Origin of the sequence: Nostoc mirabile CHAB5784, assembly GCF_020829645.1 — a bacterium.
GTDB lineage: Bacteria > Cyanobacteriota > Cyanobacteriia > Cyanobacteriales > Nostocaceae > Nostoc > Nostoc mirabile.
In genome coordinates this window covers 1-19,344 of record NZ_JAIVFS010000124.1, presented here as the reverse complement: position 1 = coordinate 19,344, position 19,344 = coordinate 1, and the positions used below count along the sequence as shown (strand labels likewise).

Annotated in this window: 21 protein-coding genes and 2 pseudogenes; 10 read left to right on the top strand and 13 right to left on the bottom strand. The window is 45.9% G+C overall.

Annotated features, from left to right (window positions below; all coding sequences use genetic code 11):
• Positions 1-95 precede the first annotated feature (95 nt).
• The 6 genes and pseudogenes from LC653_RS38650 (at position 96) to LC653_RS38625 (ending at position 3,097) form a co-directional block, all read left to right on the top strand.
• On the top strand, positions 96-356 hold the full coding sequence (locus LC653_RS38650) for a hypothetical protein (protein WP_229500633.1): 261 nt from the start codon (positions 96-98) through the stop codon (positions 354-356).
• A gap of 60 nt (positions 357-416) precedes the next feature.
• Complete coding sequence (locus LC653_RS38645; protein ID WP_229500631.1) at positions 417-662, top strand: hypothetical protein; 246 nt, start codon at positions 417-419, stop codon at positions 660-662.
• Between the two features lie 10 nt (positions 663-672).
• Positions 673-1,512 carry a phage terminase large subunit family protein gene (locus tag LC653_RS38640; protein WP_229500632.1) on the top strand — a complete coding sequence of 280 codons (840 nt, stop codon included), beginning with the start codon at positions 673-675 and terminating at the stop codon, positions 1,510-1,512.
• Positions 1,509-1,607 (top strand): annotated as a pseudogene (locus LC653_RS48070) (glycoside hydrolase family 24 protein); the annotation flags it as partial. The gene LC653_RS38640 and the pseudogene LC653_RS48070, both read left to right, overlap by 4 nt.
• A gap of 6 nt (positions 1,608-1,613) precedes the next feature.
• Positions 1,614-2,450: an FtsK/SpoIIIE domain-containing protein gene (locus LC653_RS38630; RefSeq protein WP_443689869.1), complete on the top strand. Its 837-nt coding sequence runs from the start codon at positions 1,614-1,616 to the stop codon at positions 2,448-2,450.
• 140 nt (positions 2,451-2,590) lie between these two features.
• A complete protein-coding gene (locus tag LC653_RS38625; protein WP_229500630.1) occupies positions 2,591-3,097 on the top strand; it encodes a hypothetical protein in 507 nt (168 codons plus the stop codon).
• A 78-nt stretch (positions 3,098-3,175) separates the two neighbouring features.
• Here the strand turns inward: LC653_RS38625 and LC653_RS38620 are convergent, their stop codons facing one another.
• Positions 3,176-3,631 carry a helix-turn-helix domain-containing protein gene (locus tag LC653_RS38620; RefSeq protein ID WP_229500629.1) on the bottom strand — a complete coding sequence of 152 codons (456 nt, stop codon included), beginning with the start codon at positions 3,629-3,631 and terminating at the stop codon, positions 3,176-3,178.
• Positions 3,632-4,150: 519 nt separating this feature from the next.
• On the opposite strand from LC653_RS38620, the gene LC653_RS38615 reads away from it, so the two are divergent.
• Both LC653_RS38615 and LC653_RS38610 read left to right on the top strand, forming a co-directional pair.
• Entirely contained in the window at positions 4,151-5,335 is a 1,185-nt protein-coding gene (locus LC653_RS38615; protein WP_229500628.1) for a ParB N-terminal domain-containing protein, read from the top strand.
• 534 nt (positions 5,336-5,869) lie between these two features.
• Positions 5,870-8,101, top strand: a complete 2,232-nt coding sequence (locus LC653_RS38610) for a hypothetical protein (protein WP_229500627.1) — start codon at positions 5,870-5,872, stop codon at positions 8,099-8,101.
• A gap of 1,007 nt (positions 8,102-9,108) precedes the next feature.
• Here the strand turns inward: LC653_RS38610 and LC653_RS38605 are convergent.
• Positions 9,109-9,510, bottom strand: a complete 402-nt coding sequence (locus LC653_RS38605; RefSeq protein WP_229500626.1) for a Rid family hydrolase — start codon at positions 9,508-9,510, stop codon at positions 9,109-9,111.
• A gap of 371 nt (positions 9,511-9,881) precedes the next feature.
• Here LC653_RS38605 and LC653_RS38600 point away from each other — a divergent pair.
• Positions 9,882-10,037 (top strand): annotated as a pseudogene (locus LC653_RS38600) (transposase); the annotation flags it as partial.
• A 16-nt stretch (positions 10,038-10,053) separates the two neighbouring features.
• On the opposite strand, the gene LC653_RS46550 reads toward LC653_RS38600, so the two are convergent.
• The 4 genes from LC653_RS46550 to LC653_RS38585 form a co-directional block, all read right to left on the bottom strand.
• Entirely contained in the window at positions 10,054-10,470 is a 417-nt protein-coding gene (locus LC653_RS46550) for a hypothetical protein (protein ID WP_308189213.1), read from the bottom strand.
• Complete coding sequence (locus LC653_RS46545; RefSeq protein WP_267923380.1) at positions 10,467-11,660, bottom strand: prolyl oligopeptidase family protein; 1,194 nt, start codon at positions 11,658-11,660, stop codon at positions 10,467-10,469. Before LC653_RS46545 ends, LC653_RS46550 begins: the two co-directional genes overlap by 4 nt.
• Positions 11,661-11,764: 104 nt before the next feature.
• Positions 11,765-12,538 carry a glucose 1-dehydrogenase gene (locus tag LC653_RS38590; protein WP_229500625.1) on the bottom strand — a complete coding sequence of 258 codons (774 nt, stop codon included), beginning with the start codon at positions 12,536-12,538 and terminating at the stop codon, positions 11,765-11,767.
• A gap of 82 nt (positions 12,539-12,620) precedes the next feature.
• On the bottom strand, positions 12,621-13,376 hold the full coding sequence (locus tag LC653_RS38585; RefSeq protein WP_229500624.1) for an SDR family oxidoreductase: 756 nt from the start codon (positions 13,374-13,376) through the stop codon (positions 12,621-12,623).
• A 308-nt stretch (positions 13,377-13,684) separates the two neighbouring features.
• Between LC653_RS38585 and LC653_RS38580 the strand changes: the two genes are divergently transcribed.
• On the top strand, positions 13,685-13,849 hold the full coding sequence (locus LC653_RS38580) for a hypothetical protein (RefSeq protein WP_229500623.1): 165 nt from the start codon (positions 13,685-13,687) through the stop codon (positions 13,847-13,849).
• Positions 13,850-13,893: 44 nt separating this feature from the next.
• Here the strand turns inward: LC653_RS38580 and LC653_RS38575 are convergent, their stop codons facing one another.
• From LC653_RS38575 to LC653_RS38545, 7 genes are all read right to left on the bottom strand, one after another.
• The gene (locus LC653_RS38575) at positions 13,894-14,181 is read right to left on the bottom strand and encodes a hypothetical protein (RefSeq protein ID WP_229500622.1); all 288 of its coding nucleotides are present in this window, start codon (positions 14,179-14,181) and stop codon (positions 13,894-13,896) included.
• Positions 14,182-14,290: 109 nt separating this feature from the next.
• Positions 14,291-15,046: an SDR family oxidoreductase gene (locus LC653_RS38570; RefSeq protein WP_229500621.1), complete on the bottom strand. Its 756-nt coding sequence runs from the start codon at positions 15,044-15,046 to the stop codon at positions 14,291-14,293.
• A gap of 82 nt (positions 15,047-15,128) precedes the next feature.
• On the bottom strand, positions 15,129-16,040 hold the full coding sequence (locus LC653_RS38565) for an alpha/beta fold hydrolase (protein WP_229500620.1): 912 nt from the start codon (positions 16,038-16,040) through the stop codon (positions 15,129-15,131).
• A gap of 191 nt (positions 16,041-16,231) precedes the next feature.
• Complete coding sequence (locus LC653_RS38560) at positions 16,232-17,821, bottom strand: alpha/beta hydrolase (RefSeq protein ID WP_229500619.1); 1,590 nt, start codon at positions 17,819-17,821, stop codon at positions 16,232-16,234.
• 69 nt (positions 17,822-17,890) lie between these two features.
• Entirely contained in the window at positions 17,891-18,199 is a 309-nt protein-coding gene (locus LC653_RS48065; RefSeq protein WP_443689868.1) for a BP74-related protein, read from the bottom strand.
• Between the two features lie 36 nt (positions 18,200-18,235).
• Positions 18,236-18,397: a hypothetical protein gene (locus LC653_RS38550; protein ID WP_229500617.1), complete on the bottom strand. Its 162-nt coding sequence runs from the start codon at positions 18,395-18,397 to the stop codon at positions 18,236-18,238.
• 118 nt (positions 18,398-18,515) lie between these two features.
• Positions 18,516-19,073: a DsbA family protein gene (locus LC653_RS38545; RefSeq protein ID WP_229500616.1), complete on the bottom strand. Its 558-nt coding sequence runs from the start codon at positions 19,071-19,073 to the stop codon at positions 18,516-18,518.
• Positions 19,074-19,344 lie beyond the last annotated feature (271 nt).

Sequence of the window (19,344 nt, the reverse complement as noted above, 5' to 3'; positions counted from 1 at the left end):
CATCCACTGTTGGTCGGTACATCGACACCGCAGCCGAGACAGTTGAAGTCCTCGCAGCCGAAAACCGGGCAATCTCCGAAGAAATAGTTAGCCAGATGCTACCCATCTGCTATCAAATACGGGATGATAGTTTACTCAACTTGAGAAAGACATCTACCCAGGCAGTTGGTATAAATCTGCTTTCAGTAGTAGCTGGTACTGTAATTGGAACGTGGGTAGCAGTTCCCCCAACCCAAGAAAAACAGGAGATTTACAGTATTCAGCCAATTTTGATTGGTGTGGGTATAGGTGAATTAGTTGGTTTAATTCTGGCACTAGTAGTTATTTGGTTTACCAGGGACGAACAAAAAACCTAATCAACTTTTCAAAATCAAAGCGATTACTGATTTTAGTTGCATTAATGACAGGGAGCAAGTATGAGCGCGGCATTTGACTTTTTGGTTAATACAGCGGGTGGTTTGTTGATGAACCTGGGTGTTTCCGGGATGGTGGGACAACTGTTGGGAGTGGGAGCAACCCTTGCCTTGCATCCTCTGTTGCTACTAACCGGGATAGTTGTAGGTGGTGCGGGAATTGCGATGGCGCGGAGCGCCCGCCAAGAGGCGATCGCACGCCAATTAAACAAGCGCCCTCAGTTGCAGTTGGTTGTTGATAATACGTGAGGGGTAGATGATGTTTACTCCTACACCTGTGCGAAATAAACAACCAAGTCGCAGAAAGAAAAAGGTAAATGTTACCTTATGGACTGTTTGTTCAACCGTCAGTGCGCTGTCTGTTATTGGGGCGGTTGCATTGATGGTTGGGTGGAAGCAACAAGTTCCAGGTAATCAAATATCGGAGGTACAGCAGGTAAAGGAACAAGTTGCCCAAATTCGGGAAGTGTACTTAGAGAAGCTTTCCCGTACTGACTACAATATAGACCATCTTTCCAGTTACTCCTCAGTAGAAGGTGCGCCTACTCTTACAGGCTGGCGACAGTTGGCGGCGGCATTGTGGGGACAGCAATTGCGGGGTGAAATATCCAGAATGCAGGCTAATGAGAAGTCTGGGTTTTACCGCCTTCACTATATGCCGGCACTGGAAATAGTTAAGTTCAACTCGCTGGATGTTTTACTAGAAGCGGCTTCTGGAAATAATACTTTTTATTGGGGATACCGCAAAACAGATGGTACGAAAGTTGAGGAGAAGATATCAACCGGGGCTGCTGTTTTGATTTTGGGTAAATTAGAGGCGATTGATTACGCTCAAAACTTGGAATCTCAACCATCAGTTGATCTGAATCAAATGCTAATTCAGATTAAGAATGCTCAAGAACCATACTCTCTTGCACAGGCGCAGCTGTTACGGGCGCGGGGATATCTAGACCCAGTAGAACAGATGGCACAGGTAGCAGACATCCGCGAAAGAATACGCCAAAAGGAGGAGCAAAGGCGAATATATCTCCAACAAATGAACAAGCAATTACCCAAGCCAATTCCTAATAGACAGCCTGTTAATAAATCAGGGGAGTGAGTAGAATTTGGGCTTCGTTTCCTTGTAATAATTACAATCAAAATGCTAAATCAATCGCTCAACTAAGAACTTACTATCAGCAACAATTACAGAAATTTGAAATTTATAGGAGGTGTGTTCGATTAGCGCTTTCGGATGTTAAGCGCGTGACCTTTGGTAAATTTGATGGGCTACCTCATCTTGTTGCCCCAGTTGCGCGTGATGCGGAGGCGACTGCTAACTTGCTTGATTACTTGGTTGAAGAAATGGAATTGCGTTACCAGGAATTTGAGCGCCACAGCAGTATTGAAACGATCGCACAGTACAATCTGCGGTTTGCACCTGATTTTGTTATGCCGCGAGTAATTTGTCTGATTGACGAGTGTTTTGACCTACTTTCCGATGATAATTACTGCGATCGCATTGAGACTGCCCTAATGAAGTTGCTTGCAAAAGCGGGTGGTGCAGGAATTCACATACTTTTGTACACCCAGCGACCTGACAAGAACGTGATTGACCCGTTGATTCGCTCAAACTTTCCAGCCAAGACAGCCTTTGTTACGACTCGCCCTGAAGACAGCTGTATTATTCTTGGGGACGATAAAGACAAACGTGCAGTGTATTTATTGGGATACGGAGATTTTTTGTACAAAACAACTGAGGTGATGCGACTTCAAGCGCTTTATGTAGCTGATGATGAAGACCCTGAATACTTCCAGCAGTTACTCCTAGAAGCTAAAAGTCAGAACGACCCCTATACACCATGGGAGTCTGGGTTAGACTTTAATGAATTTGTCGCTAGTTTGTACGGTGAGAGTAGTAGTAATGACAGTGGTAAATTTAAAGCTACTGCTACTAAAACTAAACATGCATTTTTGCAATTTCTGTATCTTGAATTGATAATCTCTAGAATTCAACACTTGCAAATTTTGAAAAATTTAGTTCGTCTAATTGCTTAAAAAGGCAATTTACCCTCCTTCCTCCTGCTGGTGGATGGGATACGTATAAAAGCTTTCACTCAGTACGGGGGATTTCCCCTGCTACTGGGTGGTAAGCCGCTATAACGCCGCCCATCAGTAATTCATGGAGGAACCACACTATGTCTGCTTTTGCGATATCACCTTTTGTACAATCTGTTAACGATATTTTGTTTCCAATCGAGTTGTTTTTGATGGTCTTTCCAATCTTGTATGCGATCTTTGTCCCTGCTCAATCAGTATCACTTCAAGTTAGTAATAGCGCTGGGGTGATTTCTGAAGAGTCGCCAGTTTTGGAAACTCAGGGGGATTTGACTGGTGTTAGTGCTGTTTTTGATCGGGAAGAATTTTCCAAATCAGAATCTTCGATTATTGAAACTGCATCGCCAGTTCTTGAAACTAGGATTGCGGATGAAGCCAGACAACTTGTGCTAGTAGACGTTACGGAAGAGAGGAAGAAGCTTTTGGATTTAGGTGCGCGGAAGCTGCGACAGTTCTGCAAGGAACGCCAGATTCAAGGGTATTCTACCGTCTACAACCGTAAAAAACTCGATGGACTCGTTGACTTTCTAATCGCACAACAAGTGACTTCTGCTCAAGTGGTCGAGTTTGTGGAAATGCTTGCTTAGATTTTGATGAAAAACCCCGGTTGGTAATGGGATTTCAAAACCACTTCTTTGAGATAGGATGGTACTTGCTTGATAATTTTATTGAGGTTGAGCTTCTAAAATGCGTCCTATACTTCTTGGCGATAGTGTCGGTAAACCCCTCCGAGCAGCTTCCTCTGCTACCTGCATATGGTAGTGGTGCTTTGAACGGCAGGGTTTTCGGTTCTTGCTCCATTCACTGATTTCGACGATTTTGCTTGCTTCTGTAATTTTGCATTTCTTAGGTCTGCCTACGTTGACACCTAATACCTCATTAGCTTTTGCGATCGCCAACTCCTCGGTTTCTGACAAGATGGTACTTGATGTCCATCTTTTCTTCCACTTTGCTATTGATTTTTCAGTTACACCAATCTCTTGGGCTAAGGCTAAGTATTTTTTGCCTTCGTCTAGTCCTAGCAGAATCTTGGCTCTTTTGCTAACTTCATCGCTGCTGGTTGCCGCTATGTACTCTAGTGCTTGTTTTTCAATAGAATTTAATATTTGAAGACGAGGCATCTAAAAATTTACCCCTCTTTACTGTACAATTTTGCCAAATGGAATCGAGCCTGATATACTCTTTTTGTAGCGTCCATTTTCTTAAAAACTCACTCAAAGCCCTGTTTGCACCAGGGCTTTGAGGGAAAAACAAGCCCACCTGTTACTAGAACAGGGCGGAACGTTGTTTTGTCAATTTAGTTAACTAGAGCCATCATATCATGAGTTTAGCCAGTTTTACAAATATATCTTTAGATAGATGTATTTTTCCCAGATACCTATTTATTAAATATCTCTTCAATCAAATTGGTTTTCAATGGGTTAATAATAATAGTTTCTTGCCTAGAAAATTCTCTTCAAGAGTTTGTCTGATAGGTAATTGTTCGCAATTTACAAAATTTAATTATTTTTAATAATATCACTTTCTCCAGTGGATGAAAGTGCTACAAGTCTTGTTGCTTGGGTTTTTCCTGCTTTCTGCTCAGGCTTTTCAAAATTGAACTTATCTTTTTTAAACAATTTGTGACCCGGAGTATCAACATGTCTGAGGTGCATAATCCGGCAATTGTATATATTTCTCCTACAGAGTTGGTTGTTCATCCAAAGCTGATAGAAATATATGGTGAATATGAGGATCGTCCGGCTTTGGAAAAAAGTATCTCGGAAAAAGGGATTCTTGAATCTTTGAAGGTATCTGCACGTACTGATGTAAATGTTGTCTTGGCGGGTAAGTGTCGCTTGCAGATAGCCCGCCAGTTGGGGATTTCCGCTGTGAAAGTGGAATTTGTTGAGTCTGGTTCGTTTGAAGAAGATTTGAAACTAGTGCTTGACTTTAATCTCCACCGCGAAGGCGGAAAGACTCACTACCAGAAATTTCACGAGGGGCGGTACTGGGAGAGCGTACTTCGTCCCCAAGCGAAAGAAAGACAGCGCCAAAGCGCCCGTCGTTTGAATGAATCGAAGTATTCAAATTTGAACACTTCGTTAGATGAGAGTGACTCTCAATTAAAGAAGGGTAAGCCTGTGATTCAGGAGGTTTCAGAGAATCTAAAAATCAGTGTTGGCAGTTATCACAAGGGTAAAAAAGTATTTGAATATATTTCTCAATTACGAGAACTTCAAAAACTTAAGGCAGTTATTGCACTGGAGACGGAATTTAACCGGAGTATTGATGCAGCATACAAGTTTGTTTGCAATCAAGATATCTGTAACCAGGTGATAGATCTGATTGAGGCGGATGAGATAGGTAGTATAGGTGATGGTATTGCTTGGATACGGAATGGCGATCGCAATCCGTTTCGGCGTTTCCAGCTTGACCAAGTATATCAATTTAAGAAGAGACTGCGGCCAGAGTTGGAAATTGTGGGACGAGTTATTGGTATAACTAATGAGTTTGTTGTATTTGGATTGAGGAATTTAGTAAATATGAGTCTAGAAATTGTGAATCTACGTCCGCAACAGATTGATGCAGAGCTGCAAGATGAACCATCTGGGGAACAGAGGAAAAGAATACTTCACTTAATGCAAAAGTTTAGTGATGTTTTCCCAGTTCAGGTGTCTTTGACGGAGTTGTTAAAACTGACAAATTTAACTGATAAAGAAGAGGTCTTGTTGCGGATGTATGAATCTGACGTATTTGAAAAAACTTGGGAGGATTATAAAGCTCAAATGAAAGCAATGGAAGTATCTACAAAGAGAAAAAAGGATAATGTTCGTGCTGCATAGATAGCTGTGAGCAGTTAATCTAGCAGAGAATTTATCCCACAATTTAACTTACCTAATAGATTAGCATCTCAATATTAATTGCAGTACGAGTTCACTTATTTGGGTGCTGAACTCGTATGAAGATATTTGACTGTTTTTTGTCTTTAAACTCGGTGGTGGAGGGTAATTTTATCTTCACCAATTGTACTAACAAGAGCCAATGTGCGATGACACTTGTAGGTGTTGCTAGCTCTGCATTGTTATCCCAAGACTCTTTTCTAGATTTAGTAACAACTTCGCTAGAACTGACCTATTTAAATAGCTCCCAAAAAAAAGTTGGGTAGCCGCATTGTTGTTGGTGAAGCGTGTTCGACTAAATCTTAGCCTAAGCCTACGTATAAGCCTCTGTTTGCTTTCAACCACGAGACGATTACCAGTCGCCTCCAACAAGCGGATAACCAACCGCTTCAAATTCAAAAAATTCAACTTTAGGCTAACACAATTTGACCAACAGCGAGGCTACCTGATGCACGAAAAACATCAGGACAGTCACTCATGTTCCAAGAAAATTTCGGGGCTTATGTTGATAACAAGCTCCAATTAAGCCTTTCACAGCCTTCAAAAAAGAAAATCAAACCCCACTTGCCCACAGAATCTGTGGGCAAACGCTACGTAGAACGTTTTTGGCATCCATTTGGGGCGATAGTTGCCCCTTCTTTAGTAAAAGGTGCAAAACCAGCATGGCGCACCATCGATTATTATCTCCAACCCTCCCAACTGTGGAAGCTGCACCAAGACAAGTCAAAACTAGTAGGTCTGCGCTTTGACGACACAACTAGTTACGCGACAATCGATTTAGACTTTTTTGGGGACTACCACAACATTGAATCTATAAATCGCATCAAAGCGGCGCTAGAGGATATCGGGATAGTTGATATCATCATCCTCCAGTCCAGCTTCAGTGGTGGCTATCACCTGATCCTAACCTTTGCATCCCCCCTGCCCACCTTTGCCCTAGCTTGCGCTTTAGAAATTACCTTGAGAAATGCAGGCTTAAGAGTGCGCCAAGGACACCTAGAAATTTTCCCCAACACCAAACCCTATGGTGAAAAACAAATAACCAACTACAAAGCCATCCGCTGCCCGATGCAACCAGGTAGCGGGTCATTTTTACTTGATGATGACCTACAACCAATTAGCGACTCAGTTTCTATCTTCCTCGATTATTGCGATCGCGCAGCAAGTCGGCAAGATTTAATCAAACTAAAACGGGTAGCGAAAAAAGCCAAAAAACAAATTACACAAGAGAGATATCGTAAGCAAGAGTCTGCTGACGTTGCACAGTGGCGTGCCAACTGGAAAGAAATAATTGCGATCGGTTGGACGGGACAAGGACAAACAAACACCCTCCTACAAATCTTTGCAGGCTACGGAATCGTTTTTTTAGACTTAACGGGTGATGAATTAGTCGAATTTTGCCTCTCTACTGCAATTAACGCCCCCGGCTATAGCCAATATTGCGGACACCAACACGAAATCGAAGCTAGGGTGCGGCATTGGGTAGAATGCACAATTCGCAACAAATGGTACAGCGCCTACGTTAGTTATCCCGAACGACTGTTGGGTACATTCGCCAAGACCTTTGCAGAAGCCATAGCAGATATCAGGAGCATTAATCAACCCAAAGACAACGTAATTCCATTTGACCGTCGCCAGCAACAGAACTGGGAACGCAGCCAACAAGCCCAACGACGCATCCAGATAGTAGTAAGAGCAATAGAGTGGGATAGTGGGTTACCAGCAGGGGCTACTGAACGGGCAAAAGCTATACGTGCTGAATACAAGCGCCGCTTTCACAAAACTATCTCACAAGAGACACTACAAAAGCATTTGCATTTGTGGCATCCCACGCGCTACATTTTAGACCCTTGGGCAGAAAATAGCTCAAATCCTTATCAATCAAACGAGAACGGGCATTTTTCTGAGTTTCAAGACTCTTTTGTCAAACAAAATACTCAAAACCTTTGCCAAATCGACAATGACGGTCATTCTTTTTATATGAAGGTTTTTTGTAAATGTTTACCTCCTGCTGCCGATGCCCCCACAGGGCAGTTGGTAGCAGCGAGTTTTGAAGAAGTTGCTGAGTGTAAAGCAGAACAATTTGTACCACAAGTACAAAGTGAGTCTGACGAATCTGAGGAAATTGATATTAATGAAGAATCGAATTTATTACAACCAGAAGATTTGTCTTTAACTTCAGGTGTCAATAATTCTGATAATTCATTAGTTTCTTCAAATATTATACAACCAGCTGAAAACGTTAATGAAAGTAATTCAGATAAGGATTTTAAATATCTTTCTAACACCAGCACGGCTGAAAATCATAATAATAAAAACTTATTAATCAATTCTGTCACTATTCCGCTGACTGCGCCCACACCTGCAATTGTGCCACCTGAAATGTCACAAAAAGCCGAAGTTAGGGAGCAAAGTACACCTTCAAGCAACCCAGCAGCAACTCTCGCTTTGTCAGAACTGAAGAAACTGACTAAGTTGCGACTCCAGGCAACATCTTACGCCAAGCGTATAGCTAGAGAGTACTGCCTAATTGCGCGACGCTTAATTGGAGGCAAGGAACGCGAACGTTTGGAGCAAAATGCCAAAATGCAATTCTATCTAGATTCGGGTAACAAAACTCTAATTGCAGAAGCCAACGAGTGGGCGGCTGCCAATCCTGGGTGTCTACCATTTTCGTTGGAGTTGGCGTTTCAAGAAGGTGAGACGTGATGGCTGGATTTTTCTAGTTGTTTATTTCTTTGCTGGCAATAATACTTGGCAGCTTTCTACTAGCTACAATTGTTGGTTAAACCTGACTGCATGGCAGAGACTTCTTCTGGTAACAAATGCTCCCTAGTCCTGACCTCGAAGTACTTGCGAGAATTAGGCGATTGACGTTCTAGTTGTTCGATTTTACCAACTTTTGATTGACTTCATGCTCTCGGATTCAGCACTCTTTCCAGCAACTGACTCCTCCTAAACTTTTGAATTTAGAATTGCTGTGCAGATATCGTCACGATAGCGAAACTTGCAGATCATGCGTCGTCAAGTACTACAAGTAAATATGATAGGCGTAGGAAGCAGCGAAGAAACGGGCGATTAATTTGCTGAATGTGCTTTATAGGAGGCGGAATAAGTGAAACTTTTAGTTGAAAAAAGCCAAATATGTCAGATTTTGTTGTTGTCATACCATTTTAGATTTTAGATTTTGGATTTTGGATTATAAAACATCCATTAGATAAGCGTTTCAGCTTTACATCTGTCGCATTCTTTTTTTAAATTGGTATCACTTTCACCTTCTACCCCAGTTGGCATGGTTCAGGTAAGCAAGTCCCACACTCGTATTGACTAGCATAGGCATAACTATATAGGAGCGCTGGATTAGGAGAGACAGCGGAAATGGAACGGAAGTCCGGGATCAGAATGCTGTCAATGAATTTACTACAGAAGTGCAGAAATGCGGAAATTGTTTTGATTTTCTTGTAGCTATATAATTTAGGTATTAAAAAATAAACTATATAGCATCTACCAAAAGACAGATTTTTACCAATATAAAAAACCCAGGCTGAGTATTTTTGCTTTATGTTGATACTCACGGACAAAGTGTTGTTGCTTCGGATTCAGCGGCAGTATTCTTTAGAATTTGTTTATCGTTCAACAAATCCAATTCTCTTCAATCAAAGCGCGATCGGTTATGCATTGATCAACGACCTACGTCACTTAATTCCCTAATCGTCCTAAGCGATCGATGGCAAAAGCACGACTGCACGAATCTCTAGGATCAGCCCTTCAATACCCAGCTCGGTGATCCCGATGGCTGTCCAGGCTGGGTCCCAGTCGCCAAAAAACTTCTTTTTCTCTGTAATCACCAGTGGGAAATGTTCTCGCAAGCCGACATGATAGGTTGTGATATCAACAACATCTCGCGGGCTGGCGGGAATTGCCTTAATGATCTCTTCCAAGTTAGCAAAGGCACGCGTAATCTGCGTCGCCGCGTCATCACTCACGCTGCCGTCTTCTTCCACCCCAAGCTGACCGGAGATAAAGGCAAATCTGCCGGATGCTATCGCACCGGGAACGTAATTATAGGCTTCGTAGTTGGCTTTGTGATGATTGGTTTTAATCCACTGCGGTTGCATGACTTCATCTCCTTTCTTCATTAAACCATTGAAATTTTCAATCGATTAGGTATAACGACCAAGATAAGCGGCGGCAGATTGCTTATGCAACTTCACCAATATATTTCAACCGTCCGCTTCATCGATTTGTTAGCTGGCTGGCGCTACCAACCGCCAACTAATTCTTGAATTTTAGATTGTGCTTCGTCTCCCATATCTAGACCATACTCCGTACTTAGCAGCCAGCGCGATAACTTCGTTAAGCTTCGCTAATGCGGGAGCAGGATCGGAGTCAGCGTAGGTGGTTACGTTTGCAGGTATTTCCATGCTGGTAGCCGGACTCGACATCGCTTCAAAGTACCCGTCTAGACCTCCTGGTTGCACCAGGGCGAGGAAATCATGTAGTCGTGGATTCAACCGGGGTAAAAGTCTATGGTGAAGGCGAATGGAAAGTTCGCACACATGGAGTAGGTAAAAGACGGACGTGGCGAAAGTTGCATCTAGGAGTAGACTCAGAAAGTGGCGAAATTCTGGGTGCGGTAGTGACTAAGTAGTTAAACAAAATTAATTACATAAAATTAAGGCATGAAACCACGCATATTGCTGTTGGATAGCGTTGTTTTTGTACACTTCTACTGTTCCAGATTGCTGGCTATCCAATGTTCCATCCCAAACCCAGTATTGGTAATTACCATTCTGAAACTTGTAAACTCGGGTGCCATCCTTCGACCTGTAGAAACGCTGTTCGACCGCGATCTGGTTGAGATTGATCGCCACCTTGGGTTGTGCCCACACCCGCGCCGTGTTGCTGGCGACATCGTATCGATAGATCACGCCCGGAGTGTTGAAGCTGGTGAAGATGAAGAAGGTTTCCGGGTCGCCCTGGTCGCCCTTAAAGCCGCCAGCGGTGCCGATACCGGGCAGCTTCACCACACCCTCTGCTTTGCCATCCAGCGTGTAGCGTCGAACCTCCGTCTTCACGTCACCAGAGAAGAGATCAGCAACCGTCCGCCGACCAGCGACGCATCGCTCAGCACCGAATCCTGCTCCGGCACCACATCCGTGATCGCTGGGTTGGCGGCGGCGATGTCCATCGTCACCACCTTGAAGCGCGGCGCGTCCTGGGTGGTTCTGAGGAAGAACTTCGTCCCCACATTGCCGACGACACTCCATTCATCGTCGAGATTATCGACCAGCTTGCGGGGTTTCCAGTCGGCGCTCTGGAGATCCACGACAGTCAGTTTGTTGCCGATCGAAACGGGCGTGGAAGCGATCGTGACATAACGCCCGTCTTTGGTGATGTCAATGGTATGCACCAGAGTCGGCTGATCCGGGGTGGCATAGACCAGCCGATCCTGCGTCTGGGGTGTGCCGAGCGTATGGAAATAAACGGTCTGATTTTCCGCGATCGCCTGGAACGCTTCGCCTTGCTTCGGTTCAGGGAACCGGGCGTAGAAAAAGCCAGATCCGTCCTTGACCCATGCGATGCTGGTGAGCCTTGCCCATTTGACCTCATCGTCAAGTACCTTGCCCGTGTTTACGTCCAGCACTCGAATCGTGCGCCAGTCCGTGCCGCCATCCTGCACCGCATAAGCCACGCGCTTGCCGTTGTCGGATGCTGACCATTCGGCAAGCGCAGTCGCCCCGTCCTCTGCCCAACTGTTGGGATCGATCAGGACACGCCCTGCGCCATCCACGCTGTCACGGACATAGAGAACCTGTTGGTTCTGAAGTCCAGAATTATGGAGGTAGAAATACCGTCCACCCTTTTTGACCGGAAAGGTGAACCGCTCATAGTTGTACAACTGCTTTAGTCGATCCCTGAAAATATCTCGACCCGGCAGCGTATTGAGATGAGCGTTGGTGACTTTGTTCTGCGATTCGACCCAGGCAGCGACTTCCTTATCGTTGCGGACGTCGTTTTCCAGCCAGCGATAGGGGTCGGCGATCATCTGCCCGAAATGTTCCTCGACGACATTGACCTGCTTGGTTTCAGGATAGGCGATTGTAGACATCATTGCTGTGGACTCCGTGCAGGCGGAGGCGAAATGGGTGGTAAAGAGCAGCGCGAGAGCGAAAAGAGTTGCGCGGCGCAGCGGTTGATATGAGCGTCGAAATCCAAAGAGGTCAAATTTCAGTACTTTTTGTTGTGATTTTGCATTTTTGAACATGTCATTTACCTGCGTAACAGAATGCTTGACCGTCACTAGTCGGGCTAAAAGGTTGTCAGTCGTTTGCTATTGACGTTTACAGGCAGCAAACTTGTGAGTTTTGATCAGCTCACTATGAGTCCACCATCGATCGCTAGGGGCTGTCCAGTGATATAGCTCGCAGCATTAGAACATAAGAACACAACCGTTGCAGCAATTTCTTCAGGTTGAGCCATACGCCCCATCGGGACGCTCGACGATGCCATCGACTCAAACTGCTCTAAGGTCATACCCATCTCTTGAAGGATTTCAGCAGTCACGATTTCTGTGTCGCGAACATAGCCAGGATAGATGGAATTAATCCGAATCCCTTGCTTAGCATAATCGAGCGCCGCAGAACGAGTCAGACCCATCACACCATGTTTGCTCGCAGTATAAGGACCAGATCCAGGCACCCCGCTCGATCCCGCTGTTGAACAGGTGTTGATGATAACCCCTGCTCCTTGAGTCAGCATCTGTTGGATTTCATATTTCATGCACAAGAACACACCCCGTAGGTTAGTCACCATCATGCTGTCAAAGTCTTCAACAGACTGCTCGTGTAGTGGGTTTGGGGCTGTACCAACCCCAGCGTTATTCAAGGCAAAATCTAGCCTTCCGTAAGTTGCGACTGTTTTCTCGATCAGCGCCTTAACCTCTGTTTCACTCGATACATCCGATCTCACAAACAAACACTCCGCTCCTAGCTCACGAATCATCGCAGAAGTGGTTTCGAGTTCTGCCTCGCGTCTGCCAGAGAACACGACTTTTGCACCCGCAGCACCGAACGCGATTGCCGTTGCCCGACCAATTCCCGCTGTACCTCCAGTGACTAACGCCACCTTATCCTGAAGTATCATTCTATTTCTCCTAAAATCAAGCTCGGTTGTGCTCTCTTGAAATGGATCGATTCACTGTGAGTCCACCCTCAACAATCAGAAATTAACTCACTGTATATCCGCCATCGATCGCTAAGGGTTGTCCCGTAATGTAGCTGGCAGCATCAGAGCAAAGAAAAATAACGGCTTGAGCAATTTCTTCGGCTTGACCGACACGCCCCATTGGAACTGTCGAGACAAGAGCATCTACCGTAGTCCCCAGTTGCTCTAATATGCGATCGTTCATCTCAGTCGCAATAAAACCAGGATTAATGCCATTAATCCGAATTCCCTGTTTGGCATAGTCGAGTGCCGCCGATTTGGTTAATCCCATCACTGCGTGTTTGCTGGCGATGTCGGGAGACACCTGTGGGAACGCGATTAGACCACTGATCGATGAATTATTGACAATCACCCCTGATCCTTGAGTCAACATTTGTTGAATCTCATATTTCATACACAAAAACAGTCCGCGCACGTTGATTGACGTGAGTTTGTCAAAATCCTCGATCGATTGTTCGTGCAGTAGTTTGAAAGCAGGCTCGATCGCGGCATTGTTGAAGGCACAATCGAGTCGTCCATAGGTTTCAACTGTTTTTTGCACTAACGCTTTGATATCTTCCTCATTCGAGGCATCTGAATGGACATATAAACATTCAGCGCCCGTTTCACGGATCAGTTTGGCGGTTTTTTCACCTTCAGCATCACGTCTGCCTGAGAACACCACTGTTGCTCCAGCAGCACCGAATGCGATCGCCGTTGCTCTACCAATACCCGTTGTGCCACCAGTAACTAAAGCCACTTTATCTTGGAGTATCATTGTGCTTCCTCTAGCATTCATCTCGTTGTGTTGATCTGAAGTGTACTGAGTTCCAATGCTTGATTTCTTCTAGATTCTTATGGTGAAGAGCGAGTTCGCTTCGGTATTATCTGATTTAGACATTAATGTTCAGAATTCACTTGCCATGTAATAACAATGATTTCTGCAAACAGTAAGACAACCAATAGCCTCGAAAACGCTCGTAAAATGGCTTCCATCGACCAGTTCTGACTCTGAGCATCCCAGATCATCCAAACAATGTTCAATCCAATCACCAACCAGGGTAGAATGACCGCTGAATTCCGTCTGTGATAGAAGCGGATCGTCGTCTCACGCCAAAATGGGAAGGTACTGAGGATACAAACGAGGTAGGACGCTCCTGCATTAATGAACAAGCTGGTTTGAAGACTCGAAGGCAGGTTCGGGTACCCAAGCGCGATCGCCGTCAGACAAACTCCCAGCGCGAGATATAGGAAAGTAAACAAGGTAAATCGCTTCATTCTTTTTCCGATAAAGCTTATTCTCTGTACCAGACACGCACACATTGAAAGCAATTGATTGTAACGCCTTGGCTGATCATCACTGGGTGGAAACCATTACTGACCGTCAATCCGTAGACACCATCACTTGTGCCTTCTATCCTGTCTGGTAAAACAACGGTTTCAACATTGATCACCTGTATCGTTCTACTTTCGATCCACTGATTTACAGTACTAACAACCTCAGAGAAGGATTCATAATCAGAAGCTCCGCCGAAGGGTCCCCGTTCAGTAATCCGAGGCGCAAAATCTTTGCACTTAATCATTTTATCCACCACCTTAAAATTGTAGAGTTGACCATCACTTCAAGGAACCATTGTGATTTGATTTGTTGATGGATCGATTCACTATGAGTTCACCATCAACAATCAAAAATTAACTCACTGTATATCCACCATCGATCGCTAAGGGTTGTCCTGTGATATAGCTAGCAGCATCAGAGCAAAGAAACACAACCGCTTGAGCAATTTCCGTCGCCTGACCGATACGACCCATTGGAACCATAGACCCGAGTTCATCGAACGTGATGCCCATCTGGTCAGCACTACGAGCCATGAGGTCAGTCGCAATAGGACCAGGATTGACGGCATTAATCCGAATGCCCTGTTTGGCATAATCGAGGGCAGCCGATCGCGTCAGCCCCATCACTGCATGTTTGCTGGCAACGTAAGGAGATATGCCCGGAAGCGCAACGAGACCATTCGTTGACGAATTGTTCACGATCACGCCTGAGCCTTGGGTCAGCATCTGTTGAATTTCATATTTCATACATAGAAATAGCCCTCGCGCATTGACCGACAGGATCTTGTCAAAATCCTCGACCGATTGTTGATGCAACGGTTTAACAACCCGATCGATTCCAGCATTGTTAAAGGCACAATCGAGTTTGCCGTAGGTTGCGATCGCTTTCTGCACCAAGGCTTGCACATCCGCCTCACTCGATACATCTGATTTCACGAACAAGCATTCCGCTCCAGTATCGCGAATCAGAGCGGCAGTTTTCTCACCTTCTACACTGCGTATGTCCGAGAAGACAACTTTGGCTCCAGCAGCACCGAATGCGATCGCAGTTGCTCGACCAATTCCCGATGCGCCTCCAGTGACTAACGCCACTTTATCTTGCAGTATCATCCTGTTTCTCCTGTTTCAATCAATATTAGACCTGTTGCAAAATAACGGCGAAAATGGCTGAAACGCTTTTGCTGCAAAAGTTTCAAGGATTTTGCGATAGAAACTGCAAAACTCGTCGATTAAACTTTTCTGGATTTTCGATAAACGTGAAATGCCCGCCACCTTCATCGGCTTCAAAGATTTCTAACTCAGAGTCAGGAATGCTTTGATTGATCCAGACTTGTGATGTCCACGGGATGAGACTTTTTCTGCCAGCAATAATCAGAGTTGGCTTATGAATCCTGATAATTTGATCGCGCCAGTCGGTGTGAGCATGGTTATATAGCAGCGTTGCAGCGATCGTGCGTGGCAAGCGTTGATTGCACTCAACAATCCACTCAAACTGCTCCTCTGACATCGCTGGCGTGACCATTGAAGTGAGGAGGCTTCGAGTCAGTTCCTCAGCATTGCCGTTCTCTAGCGTATGTACGGCAGCATTGAGTTGCTCGGCAGTAAACACTGCCCCGGACTCTGCTATTTCTTGAGCATCCCAATGCGATCGCGAGATGACCAGTGGGGATTGATCAACCAACACTAATCGATCAAATTCATCTAATCCAAACAGATCAAGATAGCTCCAGATCAGGGAACATCCCATTGAGTGACCAAATAGATGTGGTTTTTGGAGTTGCAGAGTACTGATCAATTCATGGATATCTTGAGCCAAGCGAGCGATGCGATACCCGAACCGTACTTTTTCTGACTCGCCGTGTCCTCGTAAATCGATCGCGATCGCCTGATAGTGTTCGGCAAAAACAGGAATTTGATATTTGAATTGTTCTGCCGATTGCGACCAGCCGTGAAGCATCACGATGGGTTGTCCGCTACCCGCACTGATGTAGCTTAATTCGGCACCATCTGATGTTCTGAATGTTTTTCTTTGCATGTTGTCCTTTCCCAGCGCAGTTTGAAAATCATTGACAATCAGTGCGTACATTACTGGTGATGGCTTCATCTTCCAATTCCTACCCAAGGACAGCGCACCTTTGCCTACGAACGAACAGCGTTCAGCCGATTTCCGGCGGATTCAAATACATCGGCTGCTCATTGCAAAGGCTTCGCTTGACTTCCCTGGTGAAGTCGTCAGCCAGTACCTCTTCCTTATTGACCTTTAGCACAAAATCAAACTCCGATGCTCCGACGCGCCTAGAGAACGCAGCGAACGTTGTCTTTGGGAAGTTTGAGGTCGATGAGGTAGTCGGCGACGATCTTGTTGACGCAGGCGCTCTGGCCGGGCATGGCGACGCTGTGCTGCTCGCCTTCGACGGTGAGCATCGTTCCGCCGAGGGACTTGGTCAAGCTGGTTCCGGCTGCGTAGGGGGTGACGGGGTCACCAGTGATTGAGATGATGAGCGTGGCGGGGAGTCCCTTGACATCATCAGCGTAGGGCAAGCCAAGGGTCGGCTCAGTAGGCCAGAACTCGCACGAGTCGCGGGTGACACCCTCGAACTTTTGTCCGCTATCGACAAAGGGGTTGACCTCAGCAACCTTGCGGCGCAGATCGGCTTCCTCCTTGGGGGTACGGCGCTGCTCGTCGTTGCAGTTGATGGCGTAGTTGGCATCAATGAAGTTGCTCCACTTTCCGTTGGCATCCCGACCGACGAAATCGTCGCCGATAGCGAGAAGCTTGTCGCCACGTCCCTCGTTCTTAAGTTGAGCGATCCCGTCGATGACCCTTGGCCATGCCGAGGAGACGTAGAGACCATCGATGACACCCCCCGTTGCCTTGTTGAAGTCCAGTGTCCGACCGTTCCCTGCGGGTACGGGGTTGTCGATCAGCGGACGGACGAGTTTCTGGAAGACCGCAGTGGACTGTTTCGGGTCGGTGCCCAGTGGACAGTTTGGCTTCTTCGCGCAGGAAGCAGCCATCAGATCGAACGATCGCTGAAATCCAGCGTGGAGGGACAGACGACGCTCCGCACTGCCCTGAGTGGGGTCGATCACACCGTCTAAGACCATCGCCCGGACGTTCTGAGGAAACATTTCCGCGTAGACCGCGCCGAGTCGGGTGCCATAGCTCTGACCGATGTAGGTCAGCTTCTTGTCCCCGACGACGGCGCGGAGTACGTCCATGTCCCGTGCTGTGTTGCGGGTGCTGACAGCGGAGAGAACCTGCTGACCACCCGACTTCTGAGCGCACCGTTCCATCAGTTTTCGGGTGTCGTCTTCGCTCCACTCTCCTGACGATGCCAACAAGATTGTCTGGTCTTTGCCCTGATCGCGCTCCTTGTCGGTGAAGCAGTTGATCGCTGGAGTTGAGGCACCAACACCGCGAGGGTCGAAACCGATCAGATCGAATCGCTCGGTCACGGGGCTTTTTGCGAGTGTCAGTCCCGTGATTGCACCCACGAATATTCCTGACCCGCCTGGTCCGCCTGGGTTGAGCAGGAGCGACCCGATCGACTTGCCGCGAGCGGGAACCCGCAGCACCGCGATTTGGGCGGTTCGACCGTTGGGGTCGTTGTAATCCAGCGGCACTTCAAGTCTGGCGCACTGGGCTTTCTTGTAGACTGCGAAAACCTTCGCCTCGGTTGCTGTGGTGGCGTAATCGTTGCAGGAACCGAAGGTCAGTTTCTGCTCGTAGAAGCGTTTCAGTTCTGCTGCTGGCTTCTGTGCAGAAGGTGACTCGGCAGGCTCTGTCTTGCCCCTAGATGACGCACATGCGCCAGCCAAAAAAGCCAGCGACATCGCCGCGACTATTGATGAGCTTAGGATCTTGGTCTTGCGAGTGAACATGATTCTCCTTCTAGTAGTTTGTCAATCTAAGCTCGACTTTATCTATTTGAAATTTGAAAAGTGTTTCGATCAGACATCGGTTGTGATACCTTCTCGTAAATCTTCAACGTTAACTAGTTTTGTTTCCCACGGACAGAATCGCGTGACGTTATCCACAAACTCATCAACATGAGCTTCAACATAAGAAGGGCGTGCATCACATACTTCTATTGCGGCCTCAGCCATTACAATCTCTTGAGGATCTAAATGCCAGCTATAGGGAGCATTATGATTACCCTCTCCAGCGCCTCGATAAATCCTACCATTGGGAATAGTAGCGTTGCTCTTACCTGCCTGTAGGTATTTAACTTGCTCAATCGTGTTTGGATTGACAAAAATCTAATTTACATAATCAGATTTGCTTTCTTTCCTTAATTAGGTGCAATAAGTGGGGCTGAGATTAACAACGCTTGCCAGTTCAGCCAAGACCAAATCTCGGTCAAGGTGAGTATGAATATAGTCGAGTACTTGCTGCAATTGGGTGTGCGTTAAGCCTCTGTTCTTAAATTCAATGGTTGGCGTTGTAGTTGTTAGCATGGTTCAAAAATTGACAATTTGTTCAACAAAACAGGCAAAAGCTAGTCATCGCGCATCAGATAGCTTATTAGTACTAGCAAACAAGTCAGATGTGAATTGGGAGTGGGGATCGGGGAGCTTAATGGCTTGCAGCAATCATGGCTGCCATTAACTCGGTCGTGTTCCAGTGCCCGGTATATCGATTTCCATTGATAAACAGGGCTGGGGCAGTCGTCACTCCACTGTGTATTCCACCTTCGATATCTTGATTGATACGATCGACATGGACTTGTTTAGACAACTCTTTGAGAAACTGAGGAATGTCAAGCCCTAAATCATTGGCGTACTCGACAAGATAACCGTTCTCCAACCTTTGTTGATGGGCAAATAAAGTATCATTCATTAACCAAAACTGTCCTTGGGCAGCGGCGGCTTCGGCGGCTTGGGCTGCCCGTTGAGCATGAGGACGAATCTGTGTTTGCGGAAAATGACGGAAGATAAAGCATAAATAATCCTCTCCAAAAGAAGCACTAAGCTCTCGTTTGATCACTCTAATCAGCTTGTAAACGTCCGCACTTCTGGAGCATTGATAGTCTCCATACATCACCAGCACTACCTTGGCACTCAGCACACCTTGCATCCAATCTTGGGTTGAAGGTAGTACAAGTAAGGAACTGTGGCTACGGTCGTTGCTCATCTTTCTATATCTGTATCAGACATGAAACCCTGTAATTAGCTTGCTCAATCAATTGACTGGATAAACTATTTACATAAATTCAATATAGGAGATCGCCTTCAAGCTGTCGTCTATAGCAAGTTAAAATTTTTACAGTACACTTTGGAACTGGAGTTTAGACTAAAAGCGATATGAGAGAACGCAAATCAAATGGAATTAGAGATTAAAAATATTATCTTGTCAGCCTCAAAGCATCCGCGACCTTTAACAATTCTGTAGTATATCTGCTCCA